Genomic DNA, 14315 nt, shown 5'->3' on the forward strand with positions numbered 1-14315 from the left:
ACCACCCAAAAACAAGTAGCTGATATTATCCCGGAATTGAAAAACGGCCTTTTAGACAAAAAATCGAGGGTATTCCCACATATACCGGGGTACCCTCGATTTATACGTAACCTTCCGTAAGGTTACGACCCAATATCCGATCCTGAAAAGAATGATTTAACTATTTGTATAACCTCATAATTGCCAGAAAAAAGTTATTGGTAAATTTATCAATTATATCGGATAGTTGAGTTACTAGAAAACGTGAAAATAGTCTCATTCTGACCTCATACAACTCTCTTTGCCTTTGTATACAGGCATCCGTTAAACACTACGTCAACATACTTCTCAGTCTGTCAAAACCGAAATACCTTCATGAAAAAGAAGCAGAGAACAGAAATCATTTTACAGTTTACTTTATTCCAACTGCTTTTGAATTTTAGCATACAGATAAACCAAATGTTCCCGGGAAATCCTGTCTTTAAAATAACTCTCATTCTTCTTAATATCCTCTGCCAATCCGGTCAAAAAATACCGGGCAATAACCGGCACATCTGTTTTTTTATATTTCTCATTATTTAAAAGAGAAATCATAGATTCAACACAGACTTGCTGAGCATGCCGCCTGAAATTTCCAATAGGCTGACGGCCCTGTAACTCACTGAAAAGAATATGCTTTAAATCGGCCAGGTATTCTTCGACCGTATAACAATCTTCATGATCGGCTGCATAATCTTTCATGCCCAGTAAGGTTTCCGGATCTAATAAAGGATAGAGTTCCGGGCTCAGTACATCATCTACGATTTTATGTAGCTCCCGTTGAGGTGATTCGTAAATCCGGTACAAATACTTTTCTCCAAACAGCCAATCGGGAGGAGTAAAAAAATAATCTCCTAAAAATTGCAAAGCCTGTCGCTGTACCTCCCGTTCTACCGGTTCGTAGACGATTCCTTCTTCCTCGGCAACTTTAAAATTCCGGTAAATACCGCCGATATGAACCGCAGCATGGATAAGGAAACGACGATACTGATCGATTACCGACCGGTGCATATCCAGTAAATGAGTATTAAAATCCCCCTTTTCGTATGTCCATTCCGGTAAAGCTTTCATCACTCTTTTCAGGTTCCGTATTCCGTATTCAGCTGCTATCACAGGATTATCTCCCAGATCTTCCCGCTGGCATCTGGGATCGCGGTTAAACCCTTCCGCTCCAAACCAAAGCCGTTTATTTTCCTTTTGCTTCTTCCGGATCAGTTCGTTCAGCACCAGCCGCTCTTCCTCGTCATCGGAAGTACCCCAGACAGGCATATATCCCCACTGAATGGCCCACTCATCATAGATACCGATCCTGGGGAAAAGTGCATCCACACTCACGCTGTCTTCCGGTTGCGCAACATAATTAAAACGGGCATAATCCATAATGGACACCGTATGCCCGTTTTCTTCCAGCCACTTTCTATCCCTCAGTTTTTCCACCGGAGTTTGCCGGCTCGCTCCCAAGTTGTGACGTAAACCCAAAGTATGTCCAACTTCGTGGGCGCATATAAACTCAATCAAGCGTCCCATAAGTTCGTCGTCCACATACATTTTTCGTCCCTGCGGATCATTTATCCCGGCCTGTATCATATACCAATCGTGTACAAGTTTCATGACATTGTGGTGCCAGCCGACCCGGGCCTGAATAATTTCCCCGCTCCGGGGGTCGCTGATCTGGTGCCCATTGGAATTGGCAATGGGCGAAGCGATGTAATGAATAATAGAATAGCGGATATCTTCCCGGTCCATATCCGGATCGTTCTCCGGCCATTCTTTTGCATAAATGGCGTTTTTAAACCCGGCTTTCTCAAAAGCCGGCTGCCAGTCTTCCACCGCTTTTATCATGTATTTCCTCCATTTTTCAGGAGTAGCCGGATCAATATAAAATACTATCGGTTTCCGGGGTTCCACTAATTCGCCCCGTTTCATTTTTCCGATATCTTCCGGACGGGGTTCCAGTCGCCAGCGGCAGATAAATTTTTTATTTGCCGCCATCTGTTGCTCATCCCCATAGAACTCATACTGATGGGCAAAATACCCCACCCGTAAATCATACAAACGCCTTTTCATCGGTTCTTTGGGCAACAAAATAAAAGAAGTATTCAGTTCCGCCGTCACCAATCCGGTCGTTTCTGCCAGGGGGAAAATACACTCCTTCTCTCCGCTTTCATCCAATCTGACCAGATAAGTCCGGACCATCCGCATCTCTGTATTGAGGGGGAAAGTCCGGATCTGTTTTATAAAAGACTTGTCTTTCTGATAACCTGAAATTTCAAAACGGCTTTTTAAACCCGGACGAATTGAAAAAGCCTGTATATCCTTTTCAATAAATTCAGTTATATCAATTAAAGAAGCAGAATTCCGTACTGCTTCTATCGGGAAACACGCTAAAACCGGACTTTCGTTATTTACCGCTACGGCTTTGCGGATTTCCCCTTTCTGATCGGAAGATGAATAAACCGAATAAGCACGCAACAGTAATTTTCCGGTAGCCTTTTCCCAATACACCACTTGCTGGTTAGCAACTTCTCCTCCGAAAAAATTCGGATTAGCCGGAGCCGAAGCAAAACGGGTCACAGAAAGTATTAAACGGTTCAACAAACTATCCGGAATTTCGAAATACCACTTTTCCCCGGCCTGATAAACCGTAAAAAGTCCGGTCTTCACTTTTGCATCCGGCGGAATAAGTTCAGTATATTTCTCCGCATTTTTATCCGGTAAAACTGTTTTTTTCCGGTCTTTTGCCAAAGCCGGCACTGTTATTCCTAGCAAAAGGGCACACACGATTAAACTAAATTTTTTCATAATCCGTTTTTTTGATAAAAGACTAAGGATTTTGTACCATTAAAGAATTGGTATTCAATTCTGAAGTCGGGATCAGAAATTGCCATTGCAAGTCGCCTGCCGGAACAGACATCACCCTGGAAACATCCGTTTTATGATTACTATTAAGTCTGTCCAAGGGCTGATTCAACCGCTTCAAGTCTGTAAAACGGAATCCCTCTCCCCACAATTCAACCCTCCGCTGGCACATAATTTCTTCTATCAAATCGGCATTCGTACCCGATTTAGGAGTATATGCGGGATCTCTTGTCAAAGCAAAAGCAGTCAAAGTTGCCTGTGCCTCTCCATCACGCCCTCCCTGACGGGCCAGGGCTTCGGCTTTCATCAAATACAATTCGGCCAGGCGCATATACGGAAAATCCCCTATTGTAATTTCCGCTTCCCTGGCTTTAAATTTGCGGTGCTGGTAGGGAGCCGATACAATTACCCAGGAAGGCCGTTCTGCTTCCCCGCTGGGATCCCACCAGTTTCTCCGGATATCGGTCTCACTTATCGTATTATAGAGTTTGGAATTAATACAATACACCTCCCTTTCATTATCGATATCCCAGCCCATAAAAGCATAATAAGACCACCACCAGATGGACTGATCTTCCAAAGGATGGGCTCCCCAAATTGTCTCTTTCGTTTCGGTCAGCAAATTGTAAAATCCACAAAGCAACTGATTCTCTTCCATCAGTTTAAATCCTTCTCTTTCAGCTGTCTGAATGGCTAAATCCGCATATTTAGCAGCTTCTTTATAATTCTGCTGGGCCAATAGCACCCGGGCTTTTATTCCGTAGGCGACCTTCAGGGAAAAATGTGTTACCGCAGCGGCTTTATAATTTTCCAGTAAAGCAATAGCCTCATCCAGATCTTCATGGATATAGGTATAACATTCTTCCACAGTATTTCGGGACATAGCTTCCGTAGTAGACTGCTTCCGGTAAGGGACTCCCGATTGAGAATTTTCTACACCGGCCTGATAGCGGGCGCCGTATAACTGCACCAATTGAAAATGCGACCAAGCCCGGAAGCACAAAGCTTCCCCTTTTATCCCATCGTGTAAAACCGGATCGGTGTTCGGCACAATATCCACATTTTCCAGCAATTGATTGGCATTCAGAATAAATTTATAATACATTTCAAAACCAAACAGGCATAATCCGGAAGAAGGGTCCCGGTGCTCTATCCATCCCAAAGCATTTGCAAAGGACGAACTGCTATTCGTCATCACCAGATCTTCTCCCATAGTATCTTTATATAATCCCATAGTCGGTTCACCACCACAAGGTCTTTTACTGTACTGCGCAATCATTACCCGATGAATTCCATTAAGTGCTTTATACAAATTATCTAAAGAATTCAACACAACCTTCTGTCCGATCTGATCCGTCGGTGAAGTATCCAGAAAGTCGGATTTGCAAGCAGAGAGGCATATACTTCCCAGAAGTATAGAATATATTATTTTTCTCATAGCCGTTGAATTTAAAAAGTTACATTTAACCTGAATGTACAAGTACGAGCGGGAAGCCAGCCGGCCGACAAATTACCCGTATAGGCTTCCTGGGTATTCATGCCCCGGCGATGATTCAATACAAATAAATTTTCGCCCGTTACAGACAATTTCGCTGATTTTATTCCAATTTTTGAAATCCAACGCATCGGTAAAGTATATCCCAAAGTCAGGGATTTCATACTAAAATAATCCGCATCTACCAGCCAGCGATCGGACTCTGCATTAAAATCCGTCACATAATAGCCGTCCAAACGGGGCACATTCGTGATATCTCCCGGTTTCTGCCATCTTTTTTTCATATCCGCATGCATAGCCCTACCATACTGTCCCACAGACATCAGCATCATATAGCTGTAATCGTAAACTTTTCCCCCGATCCCGTAAGAAAATAAAGCGGAAAGTTCCCAGTTCCCGTATCCCAGGGAAGTATTAATCCCGCCATACCAGTCCGGAATAGCACTGCCTGCATAGTGATATTTGGCTTTCGCCTGTTTGGTCGTCATTTCAATTCCGTTTACAAGCCGGCAGTCCTCGTCCGACCACACGGCTCCTCCTTCTCTGTCAAAGCGATATAAAGCAGCTCCGTCAGCAGGATCTACTCCCATATATTCTTTCAGCCAGAAGTCATAAATCGAACGGCCGACTGCCACCCGTTTCCTGTCTTTAATGATCTCTGTCACCCCCTCCGGAAACCGCTTGACTTTATTCTTTACAGTCGTAGCATTCAAGCCTAAATTCCAACGCCAGTCTTTTGTATGAATCAGTTTGAAATTCAAATCGAATTCTACTCCATTGTTATTTACTTTACCGATATTTTCCCAAATAGAAGTAATCCCGGAAGAAACCATCTGGGGCACATCAAACAACAGATCTTTGGATTGCTTGAAAAAAACCTCTACCGATCCGCTCACCACATCGAAAAAGCCAAATTCCAAAGCAATGTCTTTTGTGATCTGAGTCTCCCACTTCAATCCTTCATTTCCTTTACTTTTAAATAAAATACCCTCTTCCGAAGAATTGTTTTTTCCCAATTCATATAAAGTCTGGTAAGGATAATAACCGATTCCGGAATCATTTCCGGTCTCCCCGTAAGAAGCCCTTAACTTTAACTGATCCATCCATTTTACATCGGCCATAAAAGGTTCCTGATCAATTCTCCAGGATAAACCGAAAGCCATAAAATTTCCCCAGCGGGTATCTTTCGAAAAACAAGAAGAACCATCGTGCCGGTAAGAGAAAGAAGCATAATACCGGTTGGCATAATCGTAACTGATCCGCCCGAAATACCCTTCTTTGCGATAAGTATCGGTATACGAATCAGTGGTACCGGTCGTGAGGAAATTGGAAAGCTCATGCAAACCGTCCATAATCTCCCCGTTTTTAGTGATATTAGAGTACTTATTCTTTAATGCATAAGCTTCGTGTCCCAGCATCACATCCAGATGATGCTCCCCGAACTGCTGTACATAAGATAAAAGTTCGTTTACCGTATAGGAATACAGCCGGTTGGTGGATTTAGTCAATGCTCCTCCGGGAGAACTATCACTGGTATAACGGTTGTTATACGTACTGCTATTGGTATTCGAGGACTCCATGGAAGCATTTACGGTGAATTTTAAACCGTTAAACAGATACAAACTCATATAAATACGGGCATCCATAGCATCCCGCACATTGGTATAATCGTTCAGGTTCATTTCTGCCAGGGAATGCCGGCGACTCATAGCACCTGTTCCCCGGGTTCCGTCATAATCGTATTGTTTGTTTCCGCTTCCGTCCAGCAAATATTCACCGGTTTCAGGATCGTGTTTATAAACCGGATAAATCGGCCCGATCAGTCTGGAGAAATAAAAAGGATTTCCCACACCTCCCGGAAATCCCGGATTGGATTCCACTTTATTTCCGGCAATATTTACGCCGGTTGTAAACCAGTGAACCGGATAAAAATTCACATTGACACGGGCATTGTACCTGTTCATGGTGGCCCGTTTCATATATCCGTCATCTTTCAGATACCCCAGCGATACATAAGTATCAGAACGGTCGTTTTTAATACTGTAGGAGAAATTATATTCACTCCTGTATCCCAACCGCTCTGCTTTACCAAACCAGTCCATATCATCTCCCCACAATAAAGTGGTCGCATTCGGATTCAGCTTGCCATCCAAACCGACAACTTCCGTATCTCCCACTCCTTTGAAAGGATTATACATCAGGTAAGAACTGACAAGGGTATTAGAAGCCCATTCCGCTGCCTCTTGTCCGTCTCCGCCCTGGTATCCGTAAGAGTAATAGTGATTTTTCAACATCTCCCATTGCAAAGGATAATATTCCCATACATTCACTCTTTCATATTCCCGGATTCCCCGGCTGGAAAATCCCTGACTGATGTTGAGGTTGATGGTATTTCCGTTCTTTTTGGCTTTTTTCGTAGTAATCAATACGACTCCATTTCCTGCACTGGACCCATATAAAGAAGCGGAAGCAGCATCTTTCAGAATACTGATCGATTCGATGTCATTTACATTCAAATCCCCGGTACTACGGTTAAAAATAGCACCGTCTACCACGTAGATGGGAGCATTGGAAGCATTTACCGAACTGAATCCGCGGATCCGGATATCGGGAACCGTACCGGGTTTGCCACTGGCACCGGCCATTTGTACTCCGGATATATTCCCTTCCAAAGCCGCTATCGGATTGGATAAAGGACGGGTCTCGAACTCATCGGAACGAAGTGCGGAAACAGCACCTGTCAAAGCATTCTTTTTCTGTGTCCCATAAGCCACGACGACTACCTCTTCGATTAAAGCAGCCTCGCTTTTCATATACACCTTTATATTCTTTTCTATCCGGACTTCCTGCATTTGATAGCCCACATAGGAAATGATCAAAGTCGTTGCAGAAGCCGGAACATCTAATTTGAAATGCCCTTTTTTATCCGTGATGGTTCCGATAGTGGTATTTTTTACCAGAATGGTTACATCAGCCAAGGGCTGATTATCTTCTTCTGCCAGCACAGTACCTTTTACCGTAATATTCTGTGCCATCAACAGTTTTATCGCGAAGACGAAAAACAGTGTAGATAATAATAGTCTTTTTTTCATAGAAGTCTGTTTAAAGTTAGTAAATTCCCGGTACACCGGATAAGGGTTAACGGAAAGGAAAAAGTACGGAAGGAAGTCCTTCCCCTTCCCCCTCCGTCAATCGTAGATAGAGTTTTCCGACTATATTTGTCTAACTGTATGCCTGAACCGCTTATTAATTATAACATTCAGTTACATCATAATTGAATTTTTTGAATCCATCCACCAGTTTTTCAACACTACTGATTTTTGAATCATAAGCGATACAAACAACTTTAGTCGACAAACAGACCGTTACTTCTTTTACACCGGGTTCGGCTCCTATTTTTTCTTTTACCATCCTCGCACATCCTCCACAATTCATCTGATTGGCCTTAAAGAAAACATAAGCCATATTTTCTTCCGGATAATACTGTGTAACTGCATATTCAAATTTCTGAAAACCTTCTTTCAATTTATCCACATTTGTTATTGTAGGATCGTATTCAATTTTCACAGATTTAGTCGGCAGATCACACACCACTTTTTTAACACCTGCTTCATTTTTCATATTATTCTGAACTTTAGCTACACATCCCCCGCATCCCATCTGTGCTGCCTTAAAGCAAACCGTAGCCAGCCCTTCTGCCGGTTTTTCACAACAACTACCTGTCGATTTTAAAGAATTTTCTCCTGTTGCAGACGTTCCTCCCTCATAAACAGTAGCCACATAATCAATTTTCTTGAAACCGGCAATCAACTGAGCTACAGTTGTCTTATCGGAATCGTACTTGATTGTCACTGTTTTATCCTCCAAATTGGTCTGTATATCTTTCACCCCTTTCTCAAAACGGAGATTCGATTTAATCCGGTCTTCACAATTTGCACAATGCATTTCAGGACTGGTTTTAAACACCACGGTTTTGATTTCTTTGGCCATACAGGACACTGTAAACATCAGCAGCACAGCCAATACACTAAAATTTTTCACTGTTTTCATAATCTAAAATTAAAAGTTAATAAACTATATATTTACTCTGACACCCATATAATAGATGGAACCGTGTACAGGTCCCCAAATCATCGTAGAATCGAAATGATCACTCCAGGGATGTTCCGCACCTATAATCGGATTCTTTTGTTTGAAATTCGTCATATTTTCTCCACCGATATAGACAGACCAGTGTTTGAAGAAGCGGGAAACCTGTGCACTGAGTTGACGGTAAGAATGATAATTTGCCTCCCAGGAAGCCGTTCCATCTTCTAACCTATAAGGAGTCGGCATACGTCCGCCACCATTAAACTGCAATGTGACATCGAACTGCCATTTATCCAAAGGAGTTTTGTAAGTTGCTGTCAGCAAAGCTTTATACCGCCCGGTAAGCGGCTTTTTCATCAGTTTTTCGTGAATCGTCGTCTGTACATCGGTCAGACGATAAGCCCCCATCAGATTAAATCCCCGGAAAAAGGGATAGTTCACTTCTACCTGAAAAGTATGGGAATACGATTTTCCATCCAGATTGGCAAAATGTATCTGATGCGGATCGGAATCCAGATCTACCACTAACTGATTCTGAAAACGGGTATAGTAATACTCTGCGTTAATATTCAAAGTATGTCCGAAAAGAGGAATATAAGTAGCCATACTGGCTCCGTAATTCCAGGCTTCTTCCTGTTTTAAGTGATCGTCAATGATGACTTTACGCCCGCTGGCCAATAAGAAATTGTTTTCAGCCAGTACGTGATTGGTGCGGTATCCTTTACCTACAGAAAACCGGAAATTAATAATCTCATTCGGGTTGTATTTCAAATGGGCACGGGGAGTTACGAAAAAGCCATATTCACTACTGTGATCGGCCCGAATTCCTCCCATTAAAACGATTTTATCATTCCAATTAAAAGTATACTGTACATAAGCACCCGGAACCGTTTCTTTTTCCTTAACCGTAATTCCCCCTTCATCAGTATTATTCGTCAGGCGATAATCCTGATCGTAATAGTCATGATTCAAACTCAGGCCGGTGGAAATATTGTGTTCCTTCGTGATATTCGACTCAAACATCAGGGAAGCATAAAGATTCTTTTGGTTTACATTATAGAATTTATGCCCATACAGCGCGTCCAATTGGTGGATAGAACCGGAAAGGATCAAAGCAACATTGGTACTTTTCTCTTTATTAAAAATATAGGCATTTTTTGTAAAAGCTTCATAACGCTTTGTCTTCAAACCGATGGTATAAAGCTCCCCTTCCGGCACGGCAGCATCCCCGTGAACATGGGTAGATTGTCCGCTGCTTCTGTCCTCTTTCAATGCTTTGACAGCAGCCTGGAAGACATAATGATCGCCCATCCAGGCCCAGCGGTTCTGAATATTGTACTGTTCTATCCTGGGCATGTCCAAAAAACCATCCCCATTGTCGTCATGTGTTTTTGTTTCATTTTCATAATGCGCTAATACGGAAGTACTCAGTCTTTTATTAATATGCACATTCCCATCGATATTTCCCTCATACCTTTCCTTATGATTTGCAAAAACATTCAGATATAAGTGATTTTCAGGAACCTGTGGCTTTTTAAACTCTATATTAATCTGACCGGTAATGGATTCATAACCGTTTTTCACTGAAGAGCTCCCTTTGGAAACCTGGATGCTCTGCATCCAGGGTCCCGGCACATAACCCAAAGAGAAAGGAGCGGCAGCCCCCCGGTAATTCGGGAAGTTTTCCGTCAGCATTTGTACATACGTTCCCGACAAGCCCAACAGCCTGATTTGTTTGGCTCCGGTAGCTGCATCCGAATAACTGACGTCAACTGAAGGATTGGTTGTAAAACTCTCCCCTAAGTTGCAACAGGCTGCCCGCAATAATTCGCTACTGGAAATCATTTCTTCATTCAACACACTGGAACGAACTTTAATCAGTCCTAATTTTCGAGCGACTACAGTAGACTCTTCCAACATTACACCTTCTTTTAATACAAAATTCACCGTTGCATTTTTACCTTTTACGATAATTGTATCATTTACGTAGCCAATAAAACTGGCTATCAACATATTTGATTCTGACGATTTTTTAATGGAAAAAGAACCGTCTTCAGTTGTACTTGTCCCCTCTGTGGCCCCTAACCAAAAAACATTAGCCATAAAAATGGGATTCCCTTTTGTGTCCTTTACCGTTCCCTTTACCTGAGCATAAGACGGCATAACAAGACATATAAAAAAAACTATACTTAAAAATCTCATTTGAATTTTCTTTTAAATGGATATTTCTATCTAACAATTTCGGATAAAGACAGAGCACAATATTTTTATCCTATTGAAAATCAACAAGGAAATCCGTGATTATTCAGTAAATCCCTGTCATACACCACTCGAACTGTCTTCCGGAGCTTCACCAAAACTCCATCCGAATATTTTATAGGATGCCGGATGCGATATAAAACAACGCACCGCATCTTCTACCAGACAAAATGTCATTCTATCCTCTGTACTCTTCCTACAAATGGACGTTACATAAAAAAACAGGAATCAAATCAGCAGTACGCATATCTTATGCAGATAACCCCGTGGCAGTGGAGCTGCCGTATTGTAATAGAGAAGATTTTGCTGCCTTTCGGGCAAAGCTGAAGTTAAAATAGAAATATACGGATCATAACAGAACTGAACCGTAGAAAAATATATATGATCTAAACTAAGAGATTCAGCTAAAGTAGGCATCTCTAGCTTATGAACTTTCATCGTAGCACATCCCGTGCTCCCGCAAGAATGAGAAGAATCTTCCTTTTCCGTTCCCTGCTCCCCGCAAGCACAACAACCCCCTTCATCACAGGAACAATCCCCCACCCCACAAACACAACTTCCGTCATTATAAACACCCGTTTCTACCCGTACAAAAATATTGTTCGTGGATTTGGCACATTTAATACACCGATAAAGAATACGGGTCTGCCCTACCCCCAACAATATTATCTGAGTCGATAAAAAAACAACTAATATGTATCTACAAAGTTTCATGGGGTATTCAAACTTTAGATTATCGGTTGTTGCAAATCTAATATATTTTTTTAATTATACAAACTTTTTATAAATAAAAAACAAAATTTTAATTAAAAAGATGAAGGATTAAAAGATTATTGCTTCTTGACAGAAACGGATTAAAGGAACTTTTGTTCCGCATTTATCCCTTCGTCAGAACCGAAGGTTCCGAATCAGAGAGGCGGGTGACGAGCGTTAATCCAAAGATAACGGGCATTAATCCGGCACAAAGGACCGTCAATCTTTTAAACTCTTAAATCCAAAATTCTACATTATATTCCTATATTTGTATCGTAGTCCAATACAAACGAAATTTGACAAATAAATAGATATGAAATTTTTCACATTATTCTTCTGCTTTATTTTAGTATGTTCTTCTCTTTCCCTTCAAGGACAGTCCCGGGACATTCCTATGAAAAAAACATTTCAATTACCGGAAATCCCCTCCGTTATGGTTAATTCGGAAGAGAGAACCAAATACCTGGTTATTCATTATTGGGATCATTTTGATTTTCAAGATAGTACTCTTCTTCATTTGCCAGAAGTCAGCGAACAGGCTCTGGCCAATTACCTGCAAATCTTATTATACGTCGACCAGCCCACCCAGCAAAAAGCCATCAATTCCATGCTCCGCAAAGCACAAGCCGGCTCACCTGCTATGCTTTCTTATATCGCAGGCCTGTACGAGAAATACCTTTACGACCCGAATTCCCCCGTACGGAATGAGGAACTTTATATTCCCGTATTGGAATACCTTCTCCACTCAGATGCCCTGGAGGAAGTAACTAAAATCCGTCCCCGCCATCAATTGGAAATTGCGAAAAAAAACCGCCCGGGAAATAAAGCTACGGATTTTATTTATACCCTTCCTTCCGGTAAAACCGGTCGTTTAGCTGGAATTACCGCAACTTATACCCTTCTGATTTTTTACAATCCCGACTGCCCGGAATGCAAACACACAGTAGAACAGCTCTCCGCTTCTCCCCTTATCCGCACTCTATTGAAGGAAAAGAAATTGCAGATATTAGCTGTATATCCCGACGCAGATCTGACGCTGTGGCGGAATAAATTGTCTGAAATACCTTCTACCTGGATTGTAGCATACGACGCAGGACAGAAAATTACCCATCAGAATCTTTACAACTTAAATGCTATCCCCACCCTTTATTTACTGGATCAAAATAAAAAAGTAATTTTAAAGGACGCCCCCTGGCAAGCCATAGAGGCCTATTTACATTTTTAGTAGCTTAAAAAATAAGGGCTACCGGCAAATGAAGTGCCCCCCAAAAGTTTTATGTCTAACTTTTGGGGGGCACTTCACAAATGGATAGCCCTTTTACCCTCTTCCCTTCTTCAGTACTCCACTTTGCTCATCTCTTCGCCTGTTTCTGTTAGAGTACAGGACAACAGGCTTTTATTCTTTTCAGGCTTTTCCAAGAGCCTTCCCTATAGCTCCACCCGTTCCGGTGATGCTGAAAAATAGTTATATCATACAGCCTTATTTTTCTGAACAGAGCATTTCTGTGAAATAAAACGGGTACCCTTCCGCTAAAAAACGGGAAAGACCACCGTTTCAGCAGTGGTCCTTCCTTGCGTAATTCATTGTTTCAGCAAATTTTAGCGCATGTTCTATCAATACTCGTCCTCGTTGAAGAAAAAATCATCCTTACTCGGATAATCCGGCCAAATATCTTCAATACTCTCAAAAATCTCCTCATCGTCTTCGATATCCTGAAGATTTTCAATCACTTCCATTGGCGCGCCGGAACGGATAGCATAATCTATCAATTCGTCTTTTGATGCAGGCCATGGCGCATCTTCCAATTTCGACGCAAGTTCTAGAGTCCAGTACATAATATATTGTGTTTAACCGTTTTCCTAAAATTTCCGCAAAAGTAAAGCTTTTACATTAAAAAACAAGGCTTAGAGCATAAATTAACATTCATATACAATAATCACCAATTTTCTGATTTACAATTATTTAATCTAATGGTTCCACATGTATAGTTGTTGTCAGGTGCAATTCCTTCTCTATCCGGTTCTCAATTTTCGTTGCAAGCTCATGAGCTTCCTTTACCGTTTGGTGACCCGGAACTTTTACGTGAAAAATAAACTCGGCATACTCCCCGTAATTATGAATGTGAAAATGATGGGGGTAAGCAATTTCCCCCATCTCCTGCCTGACGATTCCCTTTACCTGCAAAAGGAGTTCTTCTGAAGGTTCTTCCCCTAAAATTTTATTGACAGCTTCCCGGATAATGCCATAAGCAGCATAAAACAACAGTATGGAAATCACGATTCCCAAAGCACTGTCAACCCACCAGACATAAGGACTTAAAAACAAACCGCCCAAAACGACAAGAGAAGACAAAGCATCACTACGGTGATGCCAGCCATCCGCTTTTACAGAAGCATTACCCGTGATACGGGCTATCCGGAAAGCGTATCGGGCCAGTCCCTCTTTTACCGCAATGGAAACAAGCGTCACTCCGTAAGCCCACCACCCAAAATAAGCCGTTTCATGGGAATGCAAGCGCCCTATTGAATCCTTTACAAACTCCAAACCCACCACAGACAACAATAGAGCGATAATAATAGCTGAAATCTGTTCCCAGCGTCCGTGTCCGAACGGATGCTCCTTATCCGGTTTGCGGGAAGACATCCGGATACCGAAAATCACAACCAGAGAAGTAAGGGAATCCGAAAGCGTATGCCATGCGTCTGCAACAAGGGCTACAGAAAAAGAGACAACCCCCGCATAATATTTCAACAGGAAAAGCAGTAAATTCAATACCACGGAAACGACACCTTCCCGGTATCCGAGTTTATTATTCGCATTCATACCCTCTTCTCTTTAGAT

Annotated in this window: 9 protein-coding genes; 1 reads left to right on the forward strand and 8 read right to left on the reverse strand. The window is 42.0% G+C overall.

Annotated elements, in window-relative coordinates:
- Positions 1-396: 396 nt before the first annotated feature.
- From Q0465_RS04915 to Q0465_RS04940, 6 genes are all read right to left on the reverse strand, one after another.
- Positions 397-2820 carry a zinc-dependent metalloprotease gene (locus Q0465_RS04915; protein WP_298613623.1) on the reverse strand — a complete coding sequence of 808 codons (2424 nt, stop codon included), beginning with the start codon at positions 2818-2820 and terminating at the stop codon, positions 397-399.
- A gap of 22 nt (positions 2821-2842) precedes the next feature.
- Positions 2843-4315, reverse strand: coding sequence for a RagB/SusD family nutrient uptake outer membrane protein (locus Q0465_RS04920; RefSeq protein WP_298613626.1), 1473 nt, complete (start codon positions 4313-4315; stop codon positions 2843-2845).
- An 11-nt stretch (positions 4316-4326) separates the two neighbouring features.
- Positions 4327-7464 carry a TonB-dependent receptor gene (locus tag Q0465_RS04925; RefSeq protein WP_298613629.1) on the reverse strand — a complete coding sequence of 1046 codons (3138 nt, stop codon included), beginning with the start codon at positions 7462-7464 and terminating at the stop codon, positions 4327-4329.
- Between the two features lie 154 nt (positions 7465-7618).
- Positions 7619-8422, reverse strand: a complete 804-nt coding sequence (locus Q0465_RS04930) for a heavy-metal-associated domain-containing protein (protein WP_298613632.1) — start codon at positions 8420-8422, stop codon at positions 7619-7621.
- A 24-nt stretch (positions 8423-8446) separates the two neighbouring features.
- The gene (locus Q0465_RS04935) at positions 8447-10663 is read right to left on the reverse strand and encodes a TonB-dependent receptor (RefSeq protein WP_298613635.1); all 2217 of its coding nucleotides are present in this window, start codon (positions 10661-10663) and stop codon (positions 8447-8449) included.
- Positions 10664-10948: 285 nt separating this feature from the next.
- Complete coding sequence (locus Q0465_RS04940) at positions 10949-11434, reverse strand: hypothetical protein (RefSeq protein WP_298613639.1); 486 nt, start codon at positions 11432-11434, stop codon at positions 10949-10951.
- A gap of 472 nt (positions 11435-11906) precedes the next feature.
- Here Q0465_RS04940 and Q0465_RS04945 point away from each other — a divergent pair, with 472 nt between their 5' ends.
- Positions 11907-12698, forward strand: a complete 792-nt coding sequence (locus Q0465_RS04945; protein WP_298613642.1) for a DUF5106 domain-containing protein — start codon at positions 11907-11909, stop codon at positions 12696-12698.
- Between the two features lie 389 nt (positions 12699-13087).
- On the opposite strand, the gene Q0465_RS04950 is transcribed toward Q0465_RS04945, so the two are convergent.
- Both Q0465_RS04950 and Q0465_RS04955 read right to left on the reverse strand, forming a co-directional pair.
- Positions 13088-13309 (reverse strand): DUF2795 domain-containing protein, encoded by a 222-nt coding sequence (locus Q0465_RS04950; RefSeq protein WP_009135471.1) that lies wholly within the window; start codon positions 13307-13309, stop codon positions 13088-13090.
- A 127-nt stretch (positions 13310-13436) separates the two neighbouring features.
- Positions 13437-14297 carry a cation diffusion facilitator family transporter gene (locus Q0465_RS04955; protein ID WP_298613646.1) on the reverse strand — a complete coding sequence of 287 codons (861 nt, stop codon included), beginning with the start codon at positions 14295-14297 and terminating at the stop codon, positions 13437-13439.
- Positions 14298-14315 lie beyond the last annotated feature (18 nt).

The organism is uncultured Odoribacter sp., assembly GCF_937966165.1.
Lineage (GTDB): Bacteria > Bacteroidota > Bacteroidia > Bacteroidales > Marinifilaceae > Culturomica.

What these genes read in the sequence shown, in the direction of transcription:
- Q0465_RS04915 (WP_298613623.1), bottom strand. Translation starts at nt 2,820, where the DNA reads ATGAAAAAATTTAGTTTAATCGTGTGTGCCCTTTTGCTAGGAATAACA.
- Q0465_RS04920 (WP_298613626.1), bottom strand. Translation starts at nt 4,315, where the DNA reads ATGAGAAAAATAATATATTCTATACTTCTGGGAAGTATATGCCTCTCT.
- Q0465_RS04925 (WP_298613629.1), bottom strand. Translation starts at nt 7,464, where the DNA reads ATGAAAAAAAGACTATTATTATCTACACTGTTTTTCGTCTTCGCGATA.
- Q0465_RS04930 (WP_298613632.1), bottom strand. Translation starts at nt 8,422, where the DNA reads ATGAAAACAGTGAAAAATTTTAGTGTATTGGCTGTGCTGCTGATGTTT.
- Q0465_RS04935 (WP_298613635.1), bottom strand. Translation starts at nt 10,663, where the DNA reads ATGAGATTTTTAAGTATAGTTTTTTTTATATGTCTTGTTATGCCGTCT.
- Q0465_RS04940 (WP_298613639.1), bottom strand. Translation starts at nt 11,434, where the DNA reads ATGAAACTTTGTAGATACATATTAGTTGTTTTTTTATCGACTCAGATA.
- Q0465_RS04945 (WP_298613642.1), top strand. Translation starts at nt 11,907, where the DNA reads ATGGTTAATTCGGAAGAGAGAACCAAATACCTGGTTATTCATTATTGG.
- Q0465_RS04950 (WP_009135471.1), bottom strand. Translation starts at nt 13,309, where the DNA reads ATGTACTGGACTCTAGAACTTGCGTCGAAATTGGAAGATGCGCCATGG.
- Q0465_RS04955 (WP_298613646.1), bottom strand. Translation starts at nt 14,297, where the DNA reads ATGAATGCGAATAATAAACTCGGATACCGGGAAGGTGTCGTTTCCGTG.